The following is a 23,919-nucleotide window of genomic DNA, read 5'->3' on the forward strand; positions in this document are numbered from 1 at the left end:
GGGTTTCCCGCCACCCCCTGAGCCGTGTTTCGCGGGCCATTTTTTCCGCAACCGCCTGGACGATAAATTCGTTGCGGCTCATGCCGAGAATTTTCAATAGTTGTTCCATTTGCGCGACGATGCTTTTTGTAACCTGATATGAACCATACGGGCGTTGTCCATTATGCAACACCTCCTGTTACATAACATGTTACCACAATGCAATCAAAAGCTCAACCACCCCTGCTGCTACAGAGCTTAAAGATGGGCTACATATCACCCGTAGCCGTTTGCAGCCGGTTACGGCCCTCCCTTTTGGCCTGATACAGGGCGCTGTCGGTAAACTGAACCAGGTCGCTTATATCCCGAGCGCTCCGGGGATAGGTGGCCATACATAAGGTACAAAGCAAAAAAGATAATTCTTTAAAAAACAAATCGTAGTTTTTGCTCCCAGACGATTATTTCAGAGTTGCCAGGACATCCCCGGCCAGCCGGTGGGGTTGAAAATCCGCTCCACCGCAAACCACCCGGTAGCAGAATATTTCCACCAGCTGCGGGTCAAACTGGGTGCCGGCACAGCGCTCAAGTTCTTTGACTGCTGCCTCCCGGGGCATCCTGGGACGGTACGCCCGGTTGGATGTCATGGCGTCAAAACTGTCGGCCACCGCCAAGATGCGCGCCTCCAGGGGAATGTCTTCCCCGGCCAGGCCGGCCGGGTACCCGCAGCCGTCGTAGCGTTCGTGGTGGTAAAGGACCGCCCGGCTGATCAGGTCCATTCCCGGGATGGCTGAGAGAATTTCATAGCTATATACCGGATGCTTTTTAACTTCTTCCCACTCCGCAGCGGTAAGTTTGCCCGGCTTTAACAATATGGAGCTATCAATGCCCAACTTGCCTATGTCGTGCAGCAGGCCTGATAAGTAGACCCGCTCTTGTTCCTTCCCGGACATGCCCAGTTCCCTGGCCAGTACCAGGGCGTAGCCGGCCACCCGCTGGGAATGCTCTGAGGCTTCCTTGAACCGGGCCTCCATGATCCGGATGAGCGTCAGGGCTGCGTGGATCACTGTCGATTTCATGGAAACACCTCTAAAGGGAAGAACAATAATTGTTTCAGGATATGCCTGCGGGATTCTCAGGCCAGCTTGAAATGCCCGGCCAGGGTGTCCAGTTCCCCGGCCAGGCCGGCCAGGTTTTGCGTGGTGGATGAGACCTCTTCCATGGCCGCCGTCTGCTCCTCGGCCGCCGCGGCCACATTCTGGACCGCCGAGGACATTTCTTCGGCCGCTGCCGCCACTTCCCGGATTTCCCCCGCCAGTTTCTGGACGGCCTCGATGATCCTTTCAAAAGTCAGCCCCACCTCTTCCACCACCTGCACCCCATTTTCCACCCTGGCAACGCTCATCTCCATGCTCTGGACGGCCTTCTGGGATTCCTGCTGAATGGTGGTGATCAGGGCGTAGATCTCTTTGGCCGCCCCGGCGGACTGCTCGGCCAGCTGGCGCACCTCTTCAGCCACCACGGCAAAGCCCCGCCCGTGTTCACCGGCCCGGGCCGCCTCGATGGCGGCATTCAAGGCCAGCAGGTTGGTCTGGTCGGTAATATGGGTGATCAGCTCCACTATCTGGGTAATCCGGGAGGTGGTTTCGTAAAGGTTCCGGATGACTTCCCCGGTGCCGGCGGCAGCCTGCTGGATGGCGTCCATTTGCATCCTGATATTCCGGATGCCTTCGCTGCCTTCCCGGGCATGGACGGCGGCCTGCTCGGCCATCCCGGCGATATGCGAGGCATTGCCGGTGACCTGCTCCACCGTGCCGGCCACCTGGCTGATGGTGGAGGCGGTTTCGCTGGCTCCGGCGGAAACGTTCTGGGCGCTGGCGGAGAGTTCCGAGGCGGAAGAGGCCAGGGTATCGGACTTTTCCTGGAGGTGCCTGACAATCTCCTTTAAATTGTGCAGCATGGTATTGAAAGATTCCGCCAGGCGGCCGGTTTCATCCTTCGTTTTAAGATCAATGCCTTCCCCGCTGAGGTCGCCGGCGGCAATTTTAGCCGCCCCGGCATCCACCAGGCGTATGGGGGCCGTAATCATCCGGGCAATGATAAAAGCCACAAGCAGACCCAGCACAATGGTGACGGCCACCAGGATTATCGATATGGCAATGGCACGGTTTGCCCTGGATGCGGTCCGGCCGGCGCCATCGTCCAGAACCTGCTTTTCAAAATCGGCAAAGGCCGTACCGGCGCCGGTAAGGTTGCGAACCACACCGCTATGGGACTGGTGATGCTGTGCCAGCTGCTCTTCAATTTTCACCCGGTCGGCTTCACTGGCTGATTTACTGGCCTTGATCAGGGAGATTACCTGGTCGCCGTATTGTTTGAAATCGGCTGCCTGCGCCTGGAATTTCTGCAAAAGGTCCTTTGCTTCCGCCCTTTCCAGCAAAGGGGCAACCTTTTCCAGCCCATCGTCTCCATCCTTTACGGATTGCTGGTACCTGCTGGCCAGGTCTTCATCCCGGGTCAATATGTACTGTCTTAAATAAGCCGCCGCCGCATTATAATGGGCCAGGGCATCGTTTGACTCGCCATAGGCGTAAGCCTTTAACTTGATTAAGCCGGTGAAATCATTGTTCATGCTTCTCATTTGCATTATTAGAAATAAGCATGTGCCCAGCATCAACAACAGAACCGCTCCGAAGCCGAGCATGAGCTTCCCCATGATATTCAGGCGCACGACAAATAACTCCTTTCATAATTACTTGTTGGAATGGGCTACAGCTTTACAATCGCCCGGGCAGCATGATCAGCAGGACAGCCCTAAAGACTGCCGTGCCTCGGATATTAAATTTAGGGCTTTGGCGGACATTTACGCTTGTTTACGGAGAGCTGTCAAATAGAGCCGGGAAGGAATTATGGCGGAGAATGCAGGCGGGAGTATGGAAAGGGGAAAAAAGGTTCACCATCTTCGAAATGGGAAATTATGTAAATATTAGGATATTTACCCCCCCCCCCCCGAACATTTGTTTTAACAGGGTCTGTAGCATCATTAAAAAATCACCTTCTGCTCATAAGCTCCAGGTACTTTTTTCTACAAATACTCTAAAATTCCTTTTTAAAAGTTCATCTCGGTCCTATTATTGTCCCTTTTAGACAATAATTAACGTATAGTTATGTCTATTATAGACATAGACAATAATTAGTCATAATTTTATAATACTCATAAAATCCAACAAGGAGGTTTTGCCCATGGCGGAAAATGTCAGAAAAAAGGTAACCATTCCCGATCTGCAGAGAAAAAAGGCCAATAAGGAAATGATTGTAATGGCTGGCATCCCCGACTACCCGAACGCCCTGGCGGCGGACAAAATAGGCATAGACATCGCCTGTGCCAGCGACGCCGGCGCCATGACCCTGTTTGGGCGGGAAACAACATTGACCGTGCCCTTTTACGAGGAACTGGTCCTTACCCAGGCGGTAGCCCGAGGAACCAAGTACGCTCTGGTACTGGCGGACATGCCCTACATGTCTTACCACATTTCCAAGGAAGAGGCCATCCGGAACGCCGGGCGCCTGGTCAGTGAGGGCGGCGCCGACGGGATGAAGTGCGAAGGGGACAAGTACACGGCGGAAAACATCAAGGCCATCGTTCGGGCCGGAATCCCGGTCATGGGACACATTGGTCTGACCCCCATGCGCGTAACCCAGATTGGGGGTTTCCGCGCCCAAGGCACCACGGCGGAAGCCGCCAAGCGATTGGTGGATGACGCCTTGGCCATGGAGGATGCCGGCTGCTTTGCGCTGTTGCTGGAAGTGGTGCCCGCCGAATTAGGGCAATATATTACTGAAAGACTGAGCATCCCAGTGATCAGCTTGGGTGCCGGGCCGTATTGCGACGGTGTGCATATCGTCGGCGCAGATATGTTCAACCTTTATGATCGCTTCCTGCCCAGGCACTCCAAGGTTTACGTAAACCTGCGGGAAGTTCTGGAGCGGGTTTACAGCGAATACAAGAACGATGTGCTCACCCGGTCTTATCCCGAGCCAAAACATGACGTGCACATGAAACCAGGAGAGTATGAGCGCTTTATAGAGTTGGTCAAATAGCTGGCTGGTGAGAAAAGGGATATTCCTGACCCTACGGGGATATCCCTTTTGCGGCAAAAATGTTGCACTATCCATCCGGCTATGCGGAAAATTGATGCCGCGCCGCTGTGGGGAGGTGCGGACTGAAAGGAAGAACGGTTACCATGGCTCGTGTCGATGCGGCTTACCTGATACAAAAAAAGTCAAGCGGGAATAAGATCACCCTGTCCATTGTCTATGACTTCAGCACCGCCCAGGCGGCGGATCAGGCCGGAATCGATATTTTGCTGGTCAACGACGACGTGAACATGCTTTTGTACGGCGAATCCCACGTCACTTCAACAACGGTGGAACAAATGGTGTATCACGCCAGGGCCGTTTCCCGCGCTGCCGATCGTGCTCAAGTGGTGCTGGATCTACCGGCTTCCATGCTGCAAATGGAGCGGGGTGACTTCCTGCGCCGGCTGGAGACGGTTTTTGCTGAAACCGGCGTACAGGCGGTAAAGATAGAAGGCGGAGCCGAGGCGGTCAGCCTGATCAGGGAGGCAAGCGCTCTGGGGATACCGGTTATGGGACATATCGGCTTGAATCCCAAACGGTTGAGCGATCTGGTCCACTGCACAGCACAGGGTAAGACCAGGGAGCAGGCGGCGGAACTGTTGAAAGTGGCCAGGGAGGTGGAAAAAGCCGGAGTTTATGCCGTGTTGCTGGACGCCGTAACCGAAGAAACGGCCGCATGCATTACTGAGGAACTGTCAATACCCACCATTGGTATCGGTTCCGGGAGAAAGTGCGATGGTGTGGGACTGGTTTCTTTCGACTTGTTGGGTATTACCCCAGGACGGGTGCCGAAATTTGTGAAAAAATACTGCCATGCCAGGGAAGAATTTGTTGAAGCGTTCAAGTGTTTCGTCAGAGATGTGCGGGAAGGCCGGTATCCCGGACCGGAGCACGTATACCGCGCGCGGGAAAGAATCATCTGTCATAAGCTAAAAGAATAGAAATTTGGCAGAAAGGAAGGGTCGTGCATGGCTGTCCCGGAAAGTTCTCTGCCTGTCGACGACCGGAAAAGCACCGTCGGGATCAATATTCCCGGCCGGATGGAAAGGCTACCCTTAACCGGGTACCAGAATAAATTATTTGCGGTGATTGCCACGGCCTGGCTGGCCGATCAGGTGGATGTGGCTCTACTGACGTTTCTGCTGGGATCGATTATTGAAACCTTCCACTTAAACACAATTCAAGTGGGTTTTCTCGCCTCCATGACCTATCTCGGTCAGCTTATCGGCAATGTTATCTTTGGTACTATGTCCGACCTTTGGGGCAGGCAGAAAACCTTCCAGATCACGATGATTATCTGGGGGATCGCCAGTCTTCTCGCCGCCACCTCATGGAATGTATGGGCACTGATGGTGTTCAGAGTGCTGATCGGGGCGGGTGTGGGGGGTGAGGCCCCGGTGGCCCAGGCGATGGTTTCGGAATTCGTACCGGCCAGCGTGCGCGGCAAGTATATCGCCTGGATGGAAGGGATGTGGGCTGTGGGTTTCGTGTGCTCTGGTGCCATCTCCTTCTTCCTGCTGAAATATGCCAACTGGCGCTGGGTCTTCGTTTGCGTCGGCCTGCTTGCCTTGGTGGTACTTATCGTCCGGCGTCATCTTCCCGAATCGCCGCACTGGCTGTACGATAGGGGACGGTTTAAGGAAGCGGAACAAGTGATGACCGCCATTGAACAGGAAGTGGAAAAACGTTACGGCAGACCCCTGCCTGAGCCGCAACAGGTGGAAACCGATGTACACCAAAAGGTGCTCCCGGTGACCGTGTTGTTCCAGAGGTTTTATATTAAACGCACCTTCATGGCCTTCGGCCTCTGGTTCTTCGCCCTGATGGGATTCTTCGGCCTGACCTCCTGGGTGGCGGTGCTTTTGAACCAGGCCGGTATGTCCATTGTCAAATCGGTGGGGTTCGTTACGCTGATTACCGTCGGCGGCATCCCCGGTTTCCTGGCGGCGGCCGCCCTGCTGGAGAAAATCGGGCGCAAGGCGACGACGGCCATCTTCTTGGTGATGAGCGCGGTGCTGGCCTACGTTTACGGCCATGCCACGGCGAACATAACCACGCTGTTTCTCGCCGGATTCGGCATGAACTTCTTCACCTTCGGCATGTGGTGCTGCCTGTACGCCTATACGCCGGAACTTTTCCCGACCAGGGCGCGCTCCAGCGGCGCCGGGTTCGCCTCGGCCTTTGGCCGGATCGGCGCAATTACTGGACCGATCGTGGTAGGTTACATTGTTAACGCCGTGGGCCACGCCGGTGTGTTCAGCTTAGGCGCCATCAGTTTTGTGATTGCCGCATTGCTGGTGCTTATTCTCGGACCGGAAACGAAGGGTGAGGTGCTGGAGAAAATCAGCGTGTAAAACCGGGAAAACAGGTAAGCGTCTACAACAACAATGGCGGGTTCCCGCATTTTCAGCACCGGGAACCCGCCGTTATACGTTTTTTAAAGGGCGTTAATACTGTTGTTTTGCAAAAGAATCCGGTACATTTTGCATGCCGCGTACATGTTCACGCGGTGATCAGTTCTGCCTAGATCTATGGAGGTCAGCTCCTTTATCTTCTTCAAACGGTATTTGAGCGTGTTCACGTGGATGTACAGTTTCCCGGCCGTATCGGCCAGGTTGCAATTGTTATCAAGGTAACATTCCAATGTATCCACGAGACACAGGTTATTTGTTTTATCATGCCTTATTAACGGTCCGATTTGATTAGTAACGAAAGTGGTCAGCAGTTGCCTGTTTTCCTCGTGGAACAAAAACCCCAGCAAACCTGTGTCGTCGAAGTACAGCGGCTTATTCAGGTGTTTGTATAACCGTGCGATGGTGATGCACTGGCACGCCTCCAGAAAACCCTTACGGAAGTCCAGGAGGTCGGTTAATAAAGTGCTCACCCCGACGACGAATGAATACTTTTTTGTGTAGCGCGAATAAAAGTCATCCATAAAGAGGGATAACAATCTCGCTATTTCTTCTCTGGAATGTTCCCCGGACGGGTAAGCCAGGACAATTCCTTCAGGGCTGTTCATAAAAATGAATTTGGCTGGCATTTTGTGGGATACCGCAGCCAGCGATTCGGCAATAAGCCGTTTTTCAAGGAAAATCGGCTCCGCCGGATCGCCGTCCACGGGGGGACGGGAGTGCCGGTCATCGGAGTAGTCAATAATTAATAAGCGGTAGTTGGTATCGTTGCTCAAGCCCAGGTAGTTGGCCCGGTACAAAAGGTCGTCTTTCCGCTGCTGGTATTTTTCATCAATCAGCGCCTCCAAAATTTCACCTTTCAAAGATTGCTCCACTTCAAGTGCACGGTTTGCATTTGCTATGGCCAGTGAAAAGGCCAGGGCCGATGACTCGGCGATATGTTTTTGCAACAGGGTGAAACCGTGAGTACCGGCAAATATAGACAAAAAGCCGACGATCTTGTCCCCGGCGATTAAAGGCACCGTGTGGCGCATAATATCTTCCGTTTCATGGTGAGAAAGGGGTGTCTTTTTCTCCATCAGTTCGTGATAAAAGTCGATAAATTCCGGATCATTCCTTTTGTCGTAGATGGTGTCAAAGCCGTGCTGGTTGGGATATTCAGCCAGCACGTTGCCTGCGCCGTCTTCAATCAGGAGGGGGCAGCCGGTATGTTGATGAACTGTACTGGCTATTTCATTGATTGTATTGTTATTCAGGACCTGGTGTAAAAGTTCGTTATGGATATTAAATGCGTTTTCCAGTAGTTTTTGAGTCTCCAGTAGTTGCTGGCTAAAATTTCTCAATTCTTTGACTGTTCTCTTTTCGTTTTGATATAATTCCGCGTTTTTCATTACTATGGCCGCAATATCCATAAAGATTTGCATTATGACCAGGTTATTGCTGGGGATGTGTCCTTGTTCAGTATCTATCACCAGGGCGCCGATTAATTGATCCTGAAAGATTAAAGGAAGAATATATGGATTTATCAGACCATTATCCTTAGTCAACATAGTCAACATACTAAATTCAGAAAGGTTTATTTGGTTTGGCATTAATATTTTTGACATGGAAAATAAATTATAAAATTCGGCCAATGATTGTGACAGTTTACATTTTACTATCTCCGGCATATTTATTGATAAGTTAGGTTTAAAACAATTCTGTTCGGGAAAATACAAAAAAAAGCATCCTTTTTGGGCTTTGGTCAAAAACAGGGCTAGGTTGAGTATCTGTTCATTTAAATCCTCTTTTAAAGATGACTCGGTAATTTTGCGAATCGCATAATTTAATGAATTTGTTTCATCTATAAGCCGTTTTAAATCGCTGCTGGTCTGAATATGCAGAAGGGCGTTTTCTAAGGTGATGGAGATATGCGTCGCTATGCTTTCTATAATCCGAATGGTTTCTTTATCGGGATCGTCATTTAATAAAAATAGATAACCTAATAATTTTTGTTTGCGAATCAAAGGAAAAGCCAATATATTGGATGAGCCGCAAAAAAGGCCGATTGTTGAGATGGATTGAGTATCTTTTAATTGTTTGATTATGTTTTGGTCGGCGAATTTCTTTAGCTGCAGAATTTGCTCTGGGGGCAGGGCCTTGCTTGAAACATGGTTGATTGAACCCAAAAGAGGGTTACGTACCATGAGTATATAATCATTTTCCGGATATAATGACTTGATTTTATCTATTAGCCAACTTAATAGCTCATTTATGGTATAATCGCTATTTGAAATGAGTGATATTTCATTTATTGTTCTGATGTGACGCAGTTCCTGATTTGTTTTGGTATATAACTTTGCGTTGATAATGGCAATAGCGGCATAATTGGCAAAGGCCATCAATAAATTGATATCGTCCTCATTGAATTGTTGATCAGGATCGGTAGTATGCACGTTTAAAGCCCCGATCGCCTGTTCCTGCCAAATTATGGGAACACCGACTACCGCCTTGATATTGTACTGCTCCAGCAGGGCGACCCGGCGGGGATACCGGGAATAATCGTTTAATACCATCGGTTTTTTATTTTCAATTATCTGGTTGCCCAAGCTTTCCGAGGACAAAAGCTTTTTTTGTAGCAGTTGCTCGGTAACATTGTAAACAGACACGTATGTCGTTTCCTTGGTAAAATCATCCCTCAGTAACAGAACTGAACTGTGCGCGTTCAATAATTCGGTGGCGTACTTTGTGATCAGGGATAAAACGGTTTTTAGATCCAGGCTGGAGATCAGTTCCTGTCCTAGATGAATCAGCATGTGATATTGCTTTAACTGCTTGTCTGTTTGTTTCGCGGTATTCATTAACGCTCACCCCTGAGCCTTCTGGCAGAAATAATTTGGTAATTATACAATGAAACCGGTGCAGGCACGGCGTTGTCCCGCTCACTCCTTGGCTTTCGCGTAAGATGCGCACCACAGCGAGCTTCGGGCCGGCTCTGGCTCGTCTTTCGGATTGCCATCGTTACTTTTACTATGCTTTCTTATTGTTTTTGCCCGATGTGATTCTGTCACGTTTCTAAAGACGATTTCCGTTGGCGTCCTCGGGAGCCCGGCACTCAATGGAGGACATAATCGCCCATAGGAACAGTTGTTCGCGTTGCTGTAGCTCATCGGCTTAGAAGCAGGAAAACAGTTGAGTGCCGGGCAACCTCCGCTCGCCGGGTGCTGTTACCGGCGCTTCGTCCGGCACTCACTGGCGTATAAGATCTTAGTAGTACTGTGGTATCAGTGTGAAACCTGGCAGCAGAAGCAAAGTAATTTTTGGTGAGTGCCGGATCGTTCGCTTAAGGACAACGCCGTGCCTTTGCATTAACCACCGATTTCAGTGAAAACTTACCTTTAAAATAAATATGCAAATGTGTCGTTTCTCACCGCTACGGCAAAAGAGGCTGTTGCTCTTGGTAATTGTTAAAGTTCATGGGATGAAGTTACGCTGTAGTAATAAGTTACGCTGTAGTACTGGCCAGGTATTGTTGGTTATTTTTGGTTTCCGAGATCCTTCTTTAATTCCATCACCATAGCGGCCGTTTCCCACCCCCGGTGGAAAACGGCCCCGTACGACCCTGTATTTCTACAGATGGAAGGCGCTCAAGCAAAGCGAAAGCGGGCAGCCAGGGCCTTTAATGATTCGGCCAGCTCATTCAAGCCGGCAGCCGCGGCACTCAGTTCCTCGACTGTAGCCGTTTGTTCCTGACTGGCTGCGGCCACATTTTCCACCGAAGCACTGATCTCCTGAACCACAGCTGCCGCATCTTGCATTTTTTCCGCCACTTCGCCCACCCGGCGGTTAATTTCCCGGAATGCGCCTCCCGCTTCGGCAACCACCTCCAGGCTGCGGTCCGCTTCCTGTCTAGCGGCGGCCATGGCGGCAACCACCTGGCTGATTTCGTTTTCGATTCCCCTCACAATCTCTCCGATTTCCTCTGCCGCCTGAGAAGACTGGCCGGCCAGCTTCCTTACTTCCTCGGCCACCACGGCAAAGCCCCGTCCATGTTCACCGGCCCGGGCCGCCTCGATAGCCGCATTCAAGGCCAGTAAATTAGTTTTATCGGTAATCCCGGTAATAAGAGCAACGATCTGGGAAATTTGACCGGAAGCCACCTGAAGACTGCCAACCACGGTGCCGATTTGTTCCGTTACTTCCCCGGTGACGCGGATCTGCTTTTCCGCCCGTTCAGCAGCTACCTGTCCCTTCTCGGCATGAGTGGCCATCTCTCTGGCCATTTCAGCCACCTGCTGAACCATCCGAGCAGCGTGCTGAGTACCATCTGCCACCTGGGTAATATTCGTGGTAGTATCGTTGGCAGCAGACGCCACTTGCTGCGCGCCGGCATTCAACTGACCGGCTGCTTCTGCCAGTTGATCGGAACTGCTCACCAAACGTTTTAATACGTCCCGCAGAACTTCCGCCATTTCGTTAAAGGCGGCGGCCAGCCGACCAGTTTCGTCCCGATTATGCACCACCAGATCCTGGCCGGTGAAATCACCTGCCGCTATCTCTGCCGAGCGTGCCTCCAGGAGAAGTATGGGCCGCCGGATTTTCAGGGTAATGTACATGGCAAAAGCCGTGCCTATCAAAATGGCCATTCCCGCCATGAGGACAGCCGCACTTCGGGTGCGGGCCACGTTAATTCCTGCCCGACCGGTTTCCGCCTGCACCCGACCGGAAAGCTGCCGGTTCAGGTCTTCGGTAGCTGCCAGAAATCCACTGATTTTCCCTCCATTCTGTTTAACCCACTCCCCTACAGCCACCTCGGCATCCCGGTTGTCTTTACCGGCCGCGGCCAACTCCAGGCTTTTGTCTTTAAGCGCGATCAGGCCCAGCATAGCCGCCTTTGCTTCCTTGAATTTCGCCTGCATATCCCGGTAAACCGCCTTCAGTTCATCTCCTTCCAAACAGGCTTCCAGGACGGCCAGCTGTTTTTCGGCCTGCTCCAGGGCCTGCCGGCAGTTGTCCTTTTCCTGGCTTGCCCCGGTTATAGCGTAGCCCCGGACGCCAATGGCAGCCTTCTGGGCCAGGACCAGTGCCCGGTCGGCTTCCAAAGCTGCCCGGACTTCCCCGTTGATCACGGCCAGATAGGCACTTTCTGTGCGGTTCAGGCCCAACAGGGTAACCGCCGCGGTGGTCACCAGTAGCAACAGGACCAGTCCGAACCCGGCGGCCAACTTCACCCCGATGCTGTAACGGACCCGGTTGACTGATTTGTAATAGGCGCAATCCCGGCATTGGCCGATCTTTTCGGCCATGGTACCCTGGGTTTCGCCGCGGCACAAGGTGCCCGTCACCTTCCAGCACTCGGTGCCGCGGTTTTCTTTAAAGGCCGGGCAGGCCTGCCGCGTGGCCTCAGGACATTTTTCCACTTCCCAGCAGTTTTTTTGAGCCATGGATGCGGTTTCTCCTTTCGCAAGATTTTTCCTTAAAAAAACATTTTAATTTATCTCCGGGCTGTGTGCCAACCCTAATCCTTCAAGCTTTCGTATGTTTCTTCAAAAGCCGGTGCAATTCTCTGGAAAGCGCGAAGTACGTCAGGGTCGAAATGACCGGGCTCCACGCGGCCGTCCCCTTCGGTGATAATCAGGCTGGCTTCCTCGTGGGAAAAGGCGGGCTTGTAGCTCCTCTTGTGGCGCAGGGCATCGTAAACGTCGGCCAGGGCCGCAATCCGTGCGGATAAAGGGACGGCCTCCCCTCTCAGGCCCGCCGGATATCCGCTGCCGTCGTATTTTTCGTGGTGGCCCAGGGCAATTTCCCGGGCCATGGCCAGCCGCGGGGAATCCCCCAGGATCACGGCCCCGTAGACGGTGTGCTGCTTCATAATTTCCCATTCTTCCGGCGTAAGCCGGCCCGGCTTTCGTAAAATGTCGGGGTGGATGTGGATTTTCCCCACGTCGTGCATCTGGGCGGCGTAGGAAATGGTCCTGACAAAGGGCTCCGGACAGCGCAGTTCCTCCGCCAGCAGCCGGGCAAAAGCCCCAACCCGCAGGATATGGTTCCCCGTCTCCTCGTCGTTGGCTTCGGCCGCCCGGGCCAGGGCACCCACGGTGTAAAGGAAGGCGTCCTCCACTTCTTTGATCTGGTCGGAAACAAGTTTCAAAAAATGGCTGTAAGTCATCAGGCTGCGGAAGATATCCGCCACGTACCGGCCCACCGGCTGCCGGTAATTAAAGGCCAGCATGACCAGGGGGTCGCTGCGGTAGGCGACAAAATTGCGCACCGGCCCCAGGCGTTGTAAGATCAGGGGGTCAAAATGACACTGGTATTCGGTAAGGCTGCCCGCCGTTTCCGTCCAGTTGGAATAAAGGATATCCTGCTCCTGGCAACAAATACCCGGCAGCTTCAGCACAACCGGCTCGGCACAGCTCCCTTTTCCCGCTTCCTTTTCCCGGTACAGCCAACCGGTAAAGTTCCCCCGGGCGTCCCGCATCCCCACCAGGACAGCTTCCGGCCCCTTTTGCGGGTCTTTAAAGAGAGTTTCCCGCAACAGTTCCGCCAGCCCGCTCTCCAGGATGAACCCCAGGGGGTCGAAGATCTTCAGCAGCCTGCCCGTCTGGGCGGCCAGGTCGTTGATGTGGGCGTGGGCGTCCAGAAGCTGGTCGTTTAATTTTTTCACCCGCAGGAGGGAACGTACCCGGGCGCTCAGTTCCAGTTCGTCCACCGGCTTGGTCAAAAAGTCGTCGGCCCCGGCTTCTATACCCATGATCCGGTCGGCGGGCTGATTCAGGGCGGTAACCAGGAGCACGGGGATGAAGCGGGTGGCCTCGTTGCCTTTGATCTGCCGGCAGACGGCAAAACCGTCCAGCCGCGGCATCATCACGTCCAGCAGTATCAGGTCCGGCGCCTGGCGCGCCACCTGCTGCAGGGCCTCTTCGCCGTCGGCGGCCGGGATGGTCTCGTAACCCAGAGGTGCCAGCATGGCCTCCAGGAGCGCGCGGTTTACCGGATCATCGTCAACGACCAGGATTTTCGCCTTTTGTTCCACGGGCACCGCCACCTCCCCGGTACCTTTCAACCACCTCTAGAATTTCATCCACATTCAGGGGCTTGGTGTAATAAGCGTCGCCCCCCGCCTCGAAAAAAGCATTTTTCTCCCGGGGGAAGGCATAAGAACTCACCGCCACCACCGGGATTTTCCTGGTCTCGGGCGCGTCCTTTAAAATCCGGGTGGCCGCGATGCCGTCCAGGCCGGGCAGTTGCAGGTCCATCAGGACCAGATCCGGCTTTTTGGTGCGGGCCAGGGCTATACCATTCTCCGCGTCGGCAGCCTCGAAAATTTCCACCCCATCCAGGAGCGCCAGGATGTCCCGCAGCAGCACCCGGTTTACCCCGTTGTCCTCCACGATCAATATCTTCACGTTACCCCTCCGTTTCCCCTTGCTTCACCGGCAGTCTGACAAAAAAGGTGCTTCCCTTCCCCACGCCGGCGCTCTGCACCCAGACCCGGCCGCCGTGGAGCTCCACCAGCCTTTTCACCAGCGCCAGGCCCAGCCCGGTACCTTCGTGCCTGCGGCTGTAACCTCCCTCAGCCTGGACGAAAGGCTGGAAGATGCGTTCCTGTTCGGAGGCGGGAATGCCGATCCCTGTGTCGGATACACTGATTACCACATACCGCTCCCTTTCTTCTTCCCCGGAACCGGCCGCCAGGTGAGCATCCAAAGCCACCCTTCCCCCGGCGGGGGTGAATTTTACCGCGTTGGCCAGGAGGTTGTAAATAACCTGCCTTAATTTCCGCTCATCCGCCGTGATTTCCGGCACGTCCTCCGCCACCGACCAGGAAAGCTCGATGCCGTGTTTTTTTGCCTTTTCGCGTACCATTAAAAGGCTGTTCTGGAAAATCTCCGGCAGGGAGAGGGTGGTTAAATCCAGTTCCATCTTCCCGGCCTCGATTTTGGAAAGGTCGAGGATATCGTTGATCAGGTCCAGCAGGTGCCGCCCGCTGGTGAGAATGTATTCCACGTAGGTTTTTTGCTTCTCCGTCAGCGGGCCGTAAAATTGCTTTTGCAGCACCTGGGCGAAACCAATCACCGCGTTTAAAGGGGTGCGCAGCTCATGGCTCATGTTGGCCAGGAATTCGGATTTCAGCCGGGAGGCGGTTTCCAGCTCCGCCACCAGGTGGTTGAGCCGTTCTTTCTGTTCGGCCAGGAGCCGGTTGTTTTCCTCGATTATCTCCAGGCGCTGGTAAAGAAAACCGCCCAGCATGGCCATCACAACTACAGCCAGGCCCGTGGAATAATAAATTTGCCTGCTCACGCGCCGGTGCAGGTCATAAATACTGGCCAGACGGCTCTGGCGGTCGGCCTGGACGATTTCTACGAGCTGGTCGATCTCACCGCGCAGGCGGTCCATTAATTTCTTTCCCTCCCTTTCCCGTGTCGACAGCTGCGCCGGGCTCAACCGGCCGTCAACCTCCTCCCGGCGCAAGACGCCCGGATCACCAACCCGGTCCAGCCAGAGATACGCGTCGTTTTTCACTTCCTCTAGTTTCCGGGCCGCCGGCGACCCCGGCGGAAAGAGCGAAAAGAGGGTGGAAAAATGCCGGTCTATCTCTTTTTTTCCTCCATTGTACGGCTCCAGAAAATCCTTTTCCCCGGTGAGCAGGTATCCCCGCACGCCCGTTTCCATATCCAGAAGACAGGTTTCCAGGGCTTCCACTTCGAACAGCACCTGGTAGCCTTCCTTGCCGATGGCGAAATAATGCGAGGACATTTCGTTCATCTTCCGCTGCAACCAGACGGTGTGGCCGGCAAAAAGAAGGATGGTCAAGACCAGAACGAAAACCAGCAAACGGCTGGGGTTTTGGAAAAGAAAGCGCACTTTTCATCTCCCCCGCAAAGAAAAAATCGCCCGCGGACCTCTTCCGGGCAGGATTTCTTTAACATTAAATAGATAAGTAACCGGTTACAAGGCCACCCGGCAGATCTGCTGCCGGTATAAGGAAAAGGCACAGTTGCCCGTTATGTTCTTTGGGCCTGAACAACTTTCGAATGAAAATTATCCTGCTGGCCCTTTCCCGGAAAATATCTATTTCCCCTCCGGTGGCCGGAACAGAAATGGGTTCATAAGATATAACAGGAAACGGAAAGGAGTGATACCTTTGGCCAGCCAGCAGCAACTGGACCAGATTATCAGCGGCCTAAACCTGGACCTGTCCTGGGAGTATGCCGCCCTGATCCAGTACGTCCAGCACGCCAGCATGCTTACCGGCCCCGAGTATTCATACGTCATTCAGGAATTGCTGGAGCACGCCCGGCAGGAGCATGAACACGCCGTGATTATCAGCGACCTGATTCAATACCTGGGGGGTATACCCACGGTGGAAGTGGCCACCAGGCTCACCTCTTTGAATAATGTGGAAATGCTGCGCCAGGACCTGCAGGCGGAATACGACGCCATCCGCCGCTACCTGCAGCGCATCGAACAGCTGGAAGCACTGCACCTGTACGACTCGGCACAAAAAATCAGAAACATTGTGGTGGTGGAACAGGAACACGCCATCGATCTGGAAAAGGCCCTGGGCATCCAGAAAGTGCGCCCGGCCTCCGCATATCCCTTCTCCCTAAACTCCTGAAATCCTCCATTTTCACCGGCGGCAGCCGGATTTTTTTATCCCGGTAAATATTTTATTGTGCTGTCATTGCTTCCTGCTGCCACAGCGGCAGCAGGATGGTGAAGCGGCTGCCCCGCCCGGGATGGCTTTCCACCAGGATCCTCCCGCCGTGGGCCTCCACTATTTCCCTGGCCAGGGAAAGGCCCAGCCCGAAACCCTTTCCCTGGCTGCGGGATGGGTCGCCCCGGTAAAACCGGTCGAATATCCTGGGCAATTCCCTTTCGTCAATACCCGGCCCGTTGTCGGCCACAAAAATGCCGGCCTCCCTTTTATTTTCAGCCACGGACACACCGACCACAACCTCGCCCCCGGGCCGGTTGTATTTGATGGCATTGTCCACCAGTGCCCACAGGGCGCGGCGCAGGTAATACTCATCGGCAGCCACCACCGCCCGCTCCACCGGGCCCAGTTTCACCGTCACCTCTTTAGCGATCACCCCGGCCTCCTGTACCGTCTCCCCGGCCAGTTCATCCAGGGGCAGCGGTGTGGTTCTCAGGGGCGGCCCGGCCTGCATGCGGGCCAGGAGTAAAAGGTCGTTGACCAGCCTCTCCATGACACTCACCGCCTTGGTCATGGCCTGGACGGATTCCTCCACCACTGCCGGGTCATCCTTTCCCCACCGGTTCAGCAAACCGGTATAGCTTTTCAATACCGTCAGGGGTGTGCGCAGGTCATGGGAGGCGGCGGCCACAAATTCCTGCTGGCTGCGAAACCCCTGCTCCAGCCTGTCCAGCATCTGGTTAAAGGTCTGGGCCAGGGTATACAGCTCGTCCCGGGGACCGCGCAGGGCTATGCGCCGGCTGAGATCTGTGGTGCTGATCTGCCGGGCCGTCCGGATCAAACCCTGCACCGGTCTTAAGGCGGCCCGGGCAATCACCCACCCCCCGGCCACGGCCAGGACCACCCCGCCCAGGGCCAGCAACCCGAGAACACCGGCCAGGGTCTTCAGAAAGTTTTCTTCCCTGCTCAGGGGACGGGCCACCTGGACCAGGGCGCCGCCCGCCAGTTCAGCCCCGGCCAGGAGCACTTTTTGCCCGCGCAAGCGGGTGATTACCGGCGGCCCGATGTAACCGGGGGCCAGAACGTCATTCCCCAGGGCCCGGGAACTGTTCAGCACCCGTCCATCGGGAGCCGTAATCTGCAACCATATGGTTCCGCTTTCGTCCTGGGCCGTCAGCTCCGGATCGTCCAGGTCCACATGATTAAATTCCTCCCTGTTTTCGTGCACAGGACTGGTCAACTTTTGCACGGCGGCCACTGCCGCCTCCACTTCCCGGGCCGCCTCGGTCAGGAGCAAATGGCGCATAACCCAGAAGGCCGCCACACCGCAGATAAACAGGATGGCCATTAAAATTGCGGCGTACCATAGGGTCAACCGCCAGGTAATGGAGCGCATGTTATTTATCCTCCCGCAACGTATAGCCCACACCCCGCACGGTGTGCAGCAGCCGCGTGGGAAAGGGCTCGTCTATCTTGGCCCGCAGGTAGCGTATGTACACGTCCACCACATTGGTATTCCCGTAGTAATCGAACCCCCATACCCGGTCCAGGATGGTTTCCCTGCTTAAAACCAGGCCGGCATTCTCGGCCAGGTAAGAAAGAAGATCAAATTCCCGCCTGGTCAGGGAAATAAACCGGCCGGCCCGGGTGACCTGGCGAGTATCCCGGCAAATGACCAGATCCCCGATGATCAGTTTGTTTCCCTCCCGCCGGAACGTACCGGCCCGGCGCAGGTGTGCCCGGATTCTGGCCAGCAATTCCTCCACCGCAAATGGTTTGGTGATATAATCGTCGGCCCCTGTGTCCAGGCCTTTCACTTTATCTTCGGTGGCATCCCGGGCTGTCAGCATGATGATGGGCACGTCCGTCTGCTCCCGGATCCGCCGGCAAACCTCCAGGCCATCCATTCCCGGCAGCATCAGATCCAGGAGCACCAGGTCCCACCGGCCCTCACTGATCCGGCCCAGGGCCTCGTAACCATTCCGGGCCGTTTCCACCGCATAGCCCTCATGGTTCAGTTCCAGCTGTAAAAAACGGGCCAGGCTGGTTTCATCCTCAACCACCAGGATACGGGTTTTATCCTGCTCACCCACGGCACAACTCACCCCGCTTATTTTACCGGAAAAAAATTAAAGAATCCTTAGAACTTATTTTAATCCATTTCTAAGGGGCTTTTAATGAATTTCCAAGATTACCGGTTTACATTTTTAGCAGGCCGGAAAAACATTCCGGCATCAAAGGCAAAGGAGGAGATACCATGACCGGTAAACCGGGCGGATAAAAGTGGTGCCACGTTTTCGGGCTGGCCACCAACATTTGTAAAGATGGTAAACGATGTGCCATAACAACTGGCTGGGCAAGTAAATCATCAAATCTATTTTAAAGAAACAAGGGGGAATTACAAATGAAGGTAAATAAGAAAGCACTGGCCTGCGTGGCCTCGGGCATGCTGCTCCTGGGAGCCGCCACCGGACTGGGCGCATATCAGGCCCGGGCGGCGCAGACCGCCGCACCCACGGGCCAGCCGGCAGCCGTTGTTTCCCAATCCGGCAGCCAGCAACAACAAAATGAACAAAAGCCGGCCTACACCAGCTCTATTCAGATGCCGGATACCGGCAATGACAACACGGAAAAGGGACGGGATAACGAAGCGGCGGAAAATGCTTCCCTGCAGTCGCTGGCCAAAATATCCGCGGAACAGGCCAAATCCAGCGCCTTAAAGGCCGTAGCCGGCAAGGTGACCGGTGTCTCCCTGGACAACGAAAACGGCAATGTGGTGTACAGTGTGGAAATACAGACGGCAAAGGGGCTTACGGATGTAAAGGTGGACGCGGGCAACGGGCAGGTACTGGCTCAGGAAACGGGTGAGGATGACCACGGCAATCAGGCCCATGAGGTGGAAAAAGGCGCTACCGGAACAGATAACGACGGCGAACAACTGGAACAGTAGGACGGGTTGATCAAACCCTTAACATAGATAAGGGCGGCACGGGATAAAACCCGTGCCGCCGAAGAAGCATCGTAAATGTTGAGTAAAAGGCGTGTGCTCGGCGCGGAAGCCAAAGAGTGAGTGGAACAACACCACGCCTTGGCCGAACCAACTTTTAAGAAGAATCCCGCTTCCCATACCATGGCATGGGGGCGGCACCCTTCAAAAGGGTGCCGCCCTTCTTCCTGAAACTTTACTGCATCCGGAGGAAAGGAAATAATGCATGTCCGGGCAGCCATATTTTTATCCCTGGCCCTTGCCTGTAAAATCATTATGGTCTATATTCTGATCAATAGACGGGAGGAACTATCATTGATCATCCATTATTTGCGGCAACTGGAAACCACAATCGCCGCCCCGCTGGCCACACGCACCGGATTGCCGGGAGAACTGGCCACAGGGCTGTTTCGCGGCCTTTTGCTATCCGGCATTCTAACCCTGCTTTTCTACCAGCTGGCGGAAGATGTGGCATTCCACGAGGTCCAGACCCTGGATACCTTCATTACCCACCTGGTCCGGCACCATACCAGCCTGCCCTTAACGACAGTAATGAAAGGTTTTACCTTCCTGGGCTATCCCGGCACGGTGACGGTTATAACAGCAGCCGCAGTTACCGCCCTGCTCCTTCTGCGGCGACCGCTGCTGAAACCGTTATTCATAGCCCTGGCCACCACCGGCAGCTGGCTGCTGGACGAACTGTTAAAATGGGCCTTCCGGCGTCCCAGGCCCGCCATGGACCAGCTGGTGCACGCCTCCGGCTACAGCTTCCCCAGCGGACATGCCACGGTGAGCATGGCCCTTTTCGGGTCCATCGCTTACCTGGCCTGGACTTACCTGCCCCCATGCCGCCTGCGCTGGCTTATCAGCGGCTTTTTTGCCCTGCTCATCCTTTCCATCGGCATCAGCCGCATTTATCTGGGGGTGCATTATCCCAGCGATGTGCTGGGCGGGTTTATGGCCGGCAGCATCTGGTTGACCCTGTCCGTACTGGCGCTAAAAATAACCGGCAGGAAGAGGAACACTCCCGCCGCATCATAACGTTTTATGCGGGGATGTGCTCACTTTTACCATTTTCCAGCAATTCCGTCAGCGTTACAAATTTATAGCCCCTGGCGCCAAGAACCCGCAGGATCTGTTCCAGAGCCTGCACTGTTTGCGTGCGATCGCCGCCATGGTCGTGGAGCAGGACGATATCCCCATTTCTGGCGCCGCTGATAATTCGCCGGGCAATTACCTGGACGCCGGGATCGGTATAATCCCGGGGGTCCATTTCCGGCGTCCAGAGAACCACCCGGTAACCCCTGTCCATAACCGCCTTCAACACCACGGGGTTGTAAAACCCAAAGGGCGGCCGGAAGTAGACCGGGCGGTAACCGGTAGCTTGCACAATCAGTTCTTCCGACCGTTTCAGCTGGCTTAAAGTGATATACAGGGGTTGCCTGGTCAGGAAGACGTGCCGGTAGCCGTGCACGCCAACCTCATGGCCGGCGGCTATTTCCCGGCGCACCAGGTGGGGGTATTGCTGGACGTGCTGCCCCAGCACAAAAAAGGTGGCCCGGGCATGGTATTTTTCCAGCACTGCCAGTATCCTGTCGGTATAGAGGGGATCGGGACCATCATCAAAGGTGAGGGCAATCAACTTTTCGCCGGTGGTCACATGGGTGATCACCGCCTGCTTCTCAAGGCTGCTCATAACCCCCCTCCCCTGGTGCGCATAGCACACCAGAAATAAGATCACCAGTAATAACAGGTAAATTAACCTGGCCCCGGACATTATATTTCACCTGATGTGAAAATTAATTTAATGCTATTTTACATAAGAGACATTTGACTTAAACTAAAGAAGAGCTGGAAATTATACCGGAAAGGGACATGTAATATTTAACTAAAAAAGCAACAGCTTATAGAGCCAGCTACATTGTTCCCGTGGGGCGCATCTTACGCATCGCTGTAGAGTGAGCGGGACAACGCCGTGTCTGAAGCGGGTTGATTGAAACTTTTTTACCCTTAAGCATTTCAAAAGCTGCCAGACGGAGGGTTATATCATATGTCCGGCCGGGCAAAAGACCTTCCCTCCCTCATTTCCCTGCCCAGGTTAATTTACGTGCTCATTTTGTTTTTTGCCGCAGCCGCTGTGGCCCTGCACCTGGGGCAGACCACAGCAATCCGGCACACACTACAACAGAGCCGGTGGGGGTGGATTGCCGTGGCCATCCTTTTGCAGGGACTCTTCCTGATCAACCTGAGCGCCCTGTATCATGCCGCTTACCGGATGGTTAAGCTACCGGTAAGCTTTGGATATATGTTCAGGCTGGCCATGTCCGCCGCCTTCGTTTCAGCCGTTGTCCCGGGGGGAACCATTTCCGGAACGGGCCTTCTGGTTTACGATGCTCTAAGGCGGGGCCTGGATACGGCCCGGGCAACGCTGGCCAATGTCATCTTCTTTATTTTTGATTACCTGGCCTTCCTGGTTATATTGTTCCTGGCCATTTTCTACCTGTTTGGCAGGGGCAACCTGCAACCATATGAACTGGCGGCCGCCGCTTTGCTGGCTGCCGGAACTGGCATCCTTATTTTTCTTTTATTCCTGCTGGGCTTTAAGCCCACCCTCTTTGCAGCGCTGGCCGGCCGGCTGTCCCGCATCGCCGGACGCCTGTTCCGGAAACTGAAGCCCCATACCCCGGGCTGGGAGAAAAAAACAGAGGAAATCGCCGGCCGGCTCTCGGCCGCATTGCAGGCCATGGTCAAAAACCGGCCGGCCCTGCTCCGGGCCGCAACCCATGCCATGCTGGTGGAAGGCATAGGCTTGCTGCAACTGCAGGCCCTTTTCCTGGCTTTCGGCTGCGGTCCCGGCCCGGGACGCCTGATCACCGGCTACGCCGTGGGAGTGCTGTTCATGATTATCTCCATCACCCCCCAGGGCGTGGGCCTGATGGAAGGGGCCATGACTGCCGCCTACGCCTCCACAGGGGTTCCCCTGGAACAGGCGGTGCTGGTCACTTTCATCTACCGGGCCATCAGCCTGTGGCTGCCCGTGCTCGGCGGTTTCATCTCTTTTAAACGGACGGTGAAACAGTGGTGAGCAACTGTTCACCGCGGCTGCACTATCTGGCCGCCTTCCTGGTGGGTTTGACGGGCCTGGGCAACATCTTAACCGCCTGGCTCGTGCATCACCCGGCCCGTTATATCTGGCTGAAACACTTCCTGCCCTGGGTGGTCCTGCGGGGCAGCTGGCTCTTCAGCGTTATTGCCGGGACGGTACAGCTGTTCCTGTCCTGGAGCCTGGGCAGGCGAAAGATACTGGCCTGGCGTATTGTCGTGGTCATGTTTTTCATTTCCACCGCCGCCAACCTGCTGCGGGGGCTGCATTTCGGCCAGGCGGCATCCAACCTGGGCCTTCTATTATTGCTGCTGGCCTTAAAACCCCGCTTCACCGCCGCCAGCGACCCCCCGTCGGTGCGTCACGGCCTGGCTGTTTTTGCCGGTGTCACCCTGTTCACTTACCTGTACGGCCTGTTTGGTTTTTACCTGCTGGACAGGCATTTTCACCAGCATTTCAACCTGCCTGAAGCTTCCGCCCAGACCATTGCTTATCTGGCCTGGCTGGCCACACCGGAACTGGCCCATCCCACCCGCCTGGCCCGCTGGTTTATGGATTCCCTGGCCATCATCCAGGTGGGTGGCCTGTTCTACGGATTATATATGGTTCTGCGCCCGGTGGTCTACCGCCGCACCGTACTGGTATCGGAACGGAAAAAAGCCGCTTCAATCGTGGAAAGGTACGGCCATTCCTCCCTGGTGCACCTGACCCTGCTGCCCGATAAGATTTACCATTTCAGCCTTTCACAGAAGAGTTTTGTGGCCTATGCCCTGGTGGGCAATGTGGCCGTGGTGCTGGGGGACCCGGTGGGACCGGAAGACGATATCCCCCACCTTATAGAAGAATTCACTACCTTCTGCGCAAACAACGACTGGCACCCGGCCTTTTACCAGGTGCTGCCCGACTATCTTTCCGTCTACCAGGCAAACGGCTACAACATCTTAAAAATAGGCGAAGAGGCGGTGGTGGACCTGCACCAGTTCACCCTGGCCGGCAGCGAAAGGAAAAGCCTGCGGCAGACGGTAAACCGCATGCTGCGCAAAGGTTTTTCCACCCACCTGCTGATGCCGCCCCTGGGGGAAGAAACTTTAAGGGAACTGAAAGAAGTTTCCGATCACTGGCTTAAGATGCAAAAAGGCGGCGAGAAAAGGTTTTCCCTGGGCTGGTTCGACCCGGCCTACATCCGTGCCTGCCCGGTGATGGTGGTCAGGGATGACCGGGGCCGGGTGCAGGCCTTCGCCAATATCATTCCGGAATACAGGCGCAATGAAGGCACCATAGATCTGATGCGCCGACGGGAAGGGGAAAGCGGCCCGATGGACCTGCTTTTTGTTGCCCTGATCGAGCATTTCCGGGAACATGGTTTTGATAGCTTCAACCTGGGGCTTTGCCCCCTGGCCGGAGTGGGTGGACACCCCGCCGCCAGCCTGCAGGAAAGGGCCGTGTACTTCTTTTACCGGCATTTCAACCAGCTCTATGGGTTTAAAGGCCTGCGCCGGTTCAAGGAAAAATACGGCCCCCGCTGGGAGCCCCGATATCTCGTTTACCCCCACCCCCTGATGCTGCCCAGGATCGCCATGGCCGTGGTTACGGCCAACGCCGGGGGCAGCCTGATGAGTTACGTGCGCGCCTGGCGGGAGAAACGCCGGCTGGCCTGACCATT

At 54.8% G+C, this 23,919-nt stretch carries 18 protein-coding genes; 8 read left to right on the forward strand and 10 right to left on the reverse strand.

What is annotated here, in order from left to right:
• Positions 1-437: 437 nt before the first annotated feature.
• Together GFC01_RS05155 and GFC01_RS05160 are read right to left on the reverse strand one after the other, a co-directional pair.
• Positions 438-1,055, reverse strand: a complete 618-nt coding sequence (locus GFC01_RS05155; protein WP_152945575.1) for an HD-GYP domain-containing protein — start codon at positions 1,053-1,055, stop codon at positions 438-440.
• A gap of 56 nt (positions 1,056-1,111) precedes the next feature.
• Positions 1,112-2,707: a methyl-accepting chemotaxis protein gene (locus GFC01_RS05160; protein WP_341473759.1), complete on the reverse strand. Its 1,596-nt coding sequence runs from the start codon at positions 2,705-2,707 to the stop codon at positions 1,112-1,114.
• Between the two features lie 512 nt (positions 2,708-3,219).
• On the opposite strand from GFC01_RS05160, the gene panB (GFC01_RS05165) reads away from it, so the two are divergent.
• From panB (GFC01_RS05165) to GFC01_RS05175, 3 genes are all read left to right on the forward strand, one after another.
• Positions 3,220-4,077 (forward strand): 3-methyl-2-oxobutanoate hydroxymethyltransferase, encoded by an 858-nt coding sequence (gene panB, locus GFC01_RS05165; protein WP_152945576.1) that lies wholly within the window; start codon positions 3,220-3,222, stop codon positions 4,075-4,077.
• Between the two features lie 143 nt (positions 4,078-4,220).
• Complete coding sequence (gene panB / locus GFC01_RS05170) at positions 4,221-5,057, forward strand: 3-methyl-2-oxobutanoate hydroxymethyltransferase (protein WP_152945577.1); 837 nt, start codon at positions 4,221-4,223, stop codon at positions 5,055-5,057.
• A 27-nt stretch (positions 5,058-5,084) separates the two neighbouring features.
• Positions 5,085-6,470: an MFS transporter gene (locus GFC01_RS05175; RefSeq protein WP_152945578.1), complete on the forward strand. Its 1,386-nt coding sequence runs from the start codon at positions 5,085-5,087 to the stop codon at positions 6,468-6,470.
• 83 nt (positions 6,471-6,553) lie between these two features.
• Here the strand turns inward: GFC01_RS05175 and GFC01_RS05180 are convergent, their stop codons facing one another.
• The 5 genes from GFC01_RS05180 to GFC01_RS05200 all read right to left on the reverse strand — a co-directional run bounded on the left by GFC01_RS05180 (position 6,554) and on the right by GFC01_RS05200 (position 15,374).
• On the reverse strand, positions 6,554-9,367 hold the full coding sequence (locus tag GFC01_RS05180; protein WP_152945579.1) for a GAF domain-containing protein: 2,814 nt from the start codon (positions 9,365-9,367) through the stop codon (positions 6,554-6,556).
• Between the two features lie 786 nt (positions 9,368-10,153).
• Positions 10,154-11,950, reverse strand: a complete 1,797-nt coding sequence (locus GFC01_RS05185; protein WP_152945580.1) for a methyl-accepting chemotaxis protein — start codon at positions 11,948-11,950, stop codon at positions 10,154-10,156.
• A 74-nt stretch (positions 11,951-12,024) separates the two neighbouring features.
• A complete protein-coding gene (locus tag GFC01_RS05190; protein ID WP_207707583.1) occupies positions 12,025-13,548 on the reverse strand; it encodes an HD domain-containing phosphohydrolase in 1,524 nt (507 codons plus the stop codon).
• On the reverse strand, positions 13,511-13,915 hold the full coding sequence (locus tag GFC01_RS05195) for a response regulator (RefSeq protein WP_341473760.1): 405 nt from the start codon (positions 13,913-13,915) through the stop codon (positions 13,511-13,513). The genes GFC01_RS05190 and GFC01_RS05195 overlap by 38 nt, the downstream gene beginning before the upstream one ends.
• Position 13,916: 1 nt before the next feature.
• A complete protein-coding gene (locus tag GFC01_RS05200) occupies positions 13,917-15,374 on the reverse strand; it encodes an ATP-binding protein (protein WP_152945581.1) in 1,458 nt (485 codons plus the stop codon).
• Positions 15,375-15,654: 280 nt separating this feature from the next.
• On the opposite strand from GFC01_RS05200, the gene GFC01_RS05205 reads away from it, so the two are divergent.
• Entirely contained in the window at positions 15,655-16,128 is a 474-nt protein-coding gene (locus GFC01_RS05205) for a ferritin-like domain-containing protein (RefSeq protein WP_152945582.1), read from the forward strand.
• A gap of 52 nt (positions 16,129-16,180) precedes the next feature.
• On the opposite strand, the gene GFC01_RS05210 is transcribed toward GFC01_RS05205, so the two are convergent.
• Positions 16,181-17,563, reverse strand: coding sequence for a sensor histidine kinase (locus GFC01_RS05210; RefSeq protein ID WP_152945583.1), 1,383 nt, complete (start codon positions 17,561-17,563; stop codon positions 16,181-16,183).
• Between the two features lies 1 nt (position 17,564).
• Positions 17,565-18,260: a response regulator transcription factor gene (locus GFC01_RS05215; protein WP_341473761.1), complete on the reverse strand. Its 696-nt coding sequence runs from the start codon at positions 18,258-18,260 to the stop codon at positions 17,565-17,567.
• Positions 18,261-18,571: 311 nt separating this feature from the next.
• Between GFC01_RS05215 and GFC01_RS05220 the strand changes: the two genes are divergently transcribed.
• Both GFC01_RS05220 and GFC01_RS05225 read left to right on the forward strand, forming a co-directional pair.
• Positions 18,572-19,117 carry a PepSY domain-containing protein gene (locus tag GFC01_RS05220; RefSeq protein WP_152945584.1) on the forward strand — a complete coding sequence of 182 codons (546 nt, stop codon included), beginning with the start codon at positions 18,572-18,574 and terminating at the stop codon, positions 19,115-19,117.
• Between the two features lie 258 nt (positions 19,118-19,375).
• Positions 19,376-20,194, forward strand: coding sequence for a phosphatase PAP2 family protein (locus GFC01_RS05225; protein ID WP_152945585.1), 819 nt, complete (start codon positions 19,376-19,378; stop codon positions 20,192-20,194).
• Between the two features lie 4 nt (positions 20,195-20,198).
• Here the strand turns inward: GFC01_RS05225 and GFC01_RS05230 are convergent, their stop codons facing one another.
• Positions 20,199-20,849: a polysaccharide deacetylase family protein gene (locus tag GFC01_RS05230; RefSeq protein ID WP_194174827.1), complete on the reverse strand. Its 651-nt coding sequence runs from the start codon at positions 20,847-20,849 to the stop codon at positions 20,199-20,201.
• Between the two features lie 354 nt (positions 20,850-21,203).
• Between GFC01_RS05230 and GFC01_RS05235 the strand changes: the two genes are divergently transcribed.
• Together GFC01_RS05235 and GFC01_RS19945 are read left to right on the forward strand one after the other, a co-directional pair.
• Entirely contained in the window at positions 21,204-22,238 is a 1,035-nt protein-coding gene (locus tag GFC01_RS05235) for a lysylphosphatidylglycerol synthase transmembrane domain-containing protein (protein ID WP_152945587.1), read from the forward strand.
• Positions 22,235-23,914, forward strand: a complete 1,680-nt coding sequence (locus tag GFC01_RS19945) for a phosphatidylglycerol lysyltransferase domain-containing protein (RefSeq protein WP_152945588.1) — start codon at positions 22,235-22,237, stop codon at positions 23,912-23,914. Before GFC01_RS05235 ends, GFC01_RS19945 begins: the two co-directional genes overlap by 4 nt.
• Positions 23,915-23,919: the final 5 nt, after the last annotated feature.

This window comes from Desulfofundulus thermobenzoicus, from assembly GCF_009428905.1.
Classification (GTDB): domain Bacteria; phylum Bacillota; class Desulfotomaculia; order Desulfotomaculales; family Desulfovirgulaceae; genus Desulfofundulus_A; species Desulfofundulus_A thermobenzoicus.

Bases quoted from the DNA above. Each gene is read 5' to 3' on its own strand.
- GFC01_RS05155 (WP_152945575.1), bottom strand. From the start codon at position 1,055: ATGAAATCGACAGTGATCCACGCAGCCCTGACGCTCATCCGGATCATG.
- panB (WP_152945576.1), top strand. From the start codon at position 3,220: ATGGCGGAAAATGTCAGAAAAAAGGTAACCATTCCCGATCTGCAGAGA.
- panB (WP_152945577.1), top strand. From the start codon at position 4,221: ATGGCTCGTGTCGATGCGGCTTACCTGATACAAAAAAAGTCAAGCGGG.
- GFC01_RS05175 (WP_152945578.1), top strand. From the start codon at position 5,085: ATGGCTGTCCCGGAAAGTTCTCTGCCTGTCGACGACCGGAAAAGCACC.
- GFC01_RS05180 (WP_152945579.1), bottom strand. From the start codon at position 9,367: ATGAATACCGCGAAACAAACAGACAAGCAGTTAAAGCAATATCACATG.
- GFC01_RS05185 (WP_152945580.1), bottom strand. From the start codon at position 11,950: ATGGCTCAAAAAAACTGCTGGGAAGTGGAAAAATGTCCTGAGGCCACG.
- GFC01_RS05210 (WP_152945583.1), bottom strand. From the start codon at position 17,563: ATGCGCTCCATTACCTGGCGGTTGACCCTATGGTACGCCGCAATTTTA.
- GFC01_RS05220 (WP_152945584.1), top strand. From the start codon at position 18,572: ATGAAGGTAAATAAGAAAGCACTGGCCTGCGTGGCCTCGGGCATGCTG.
- GFC01_RS05225 (WP_152945585.1), top strand. From the start codon at position 19,376: ATGCATGTCCGGGCAGCCATATTTTTATCCCTGGCCCTTGCCTGTAAA.
- GFC01_RS05230 (WP_194174827.1), bottom strand. From the start codon at position 20,849: ATGAGCAGCCTTGAGAAGCAGGCGGTGATCACCCATGTGACCACCGGC.
- GFC01_RS05235 (WP_152945587.1), top strand. From the start codon at position 21,204: ATGTCCGGCCGGGCAAAAGACCTTCCCTCCCTCATTTCCCTGCCCAGG.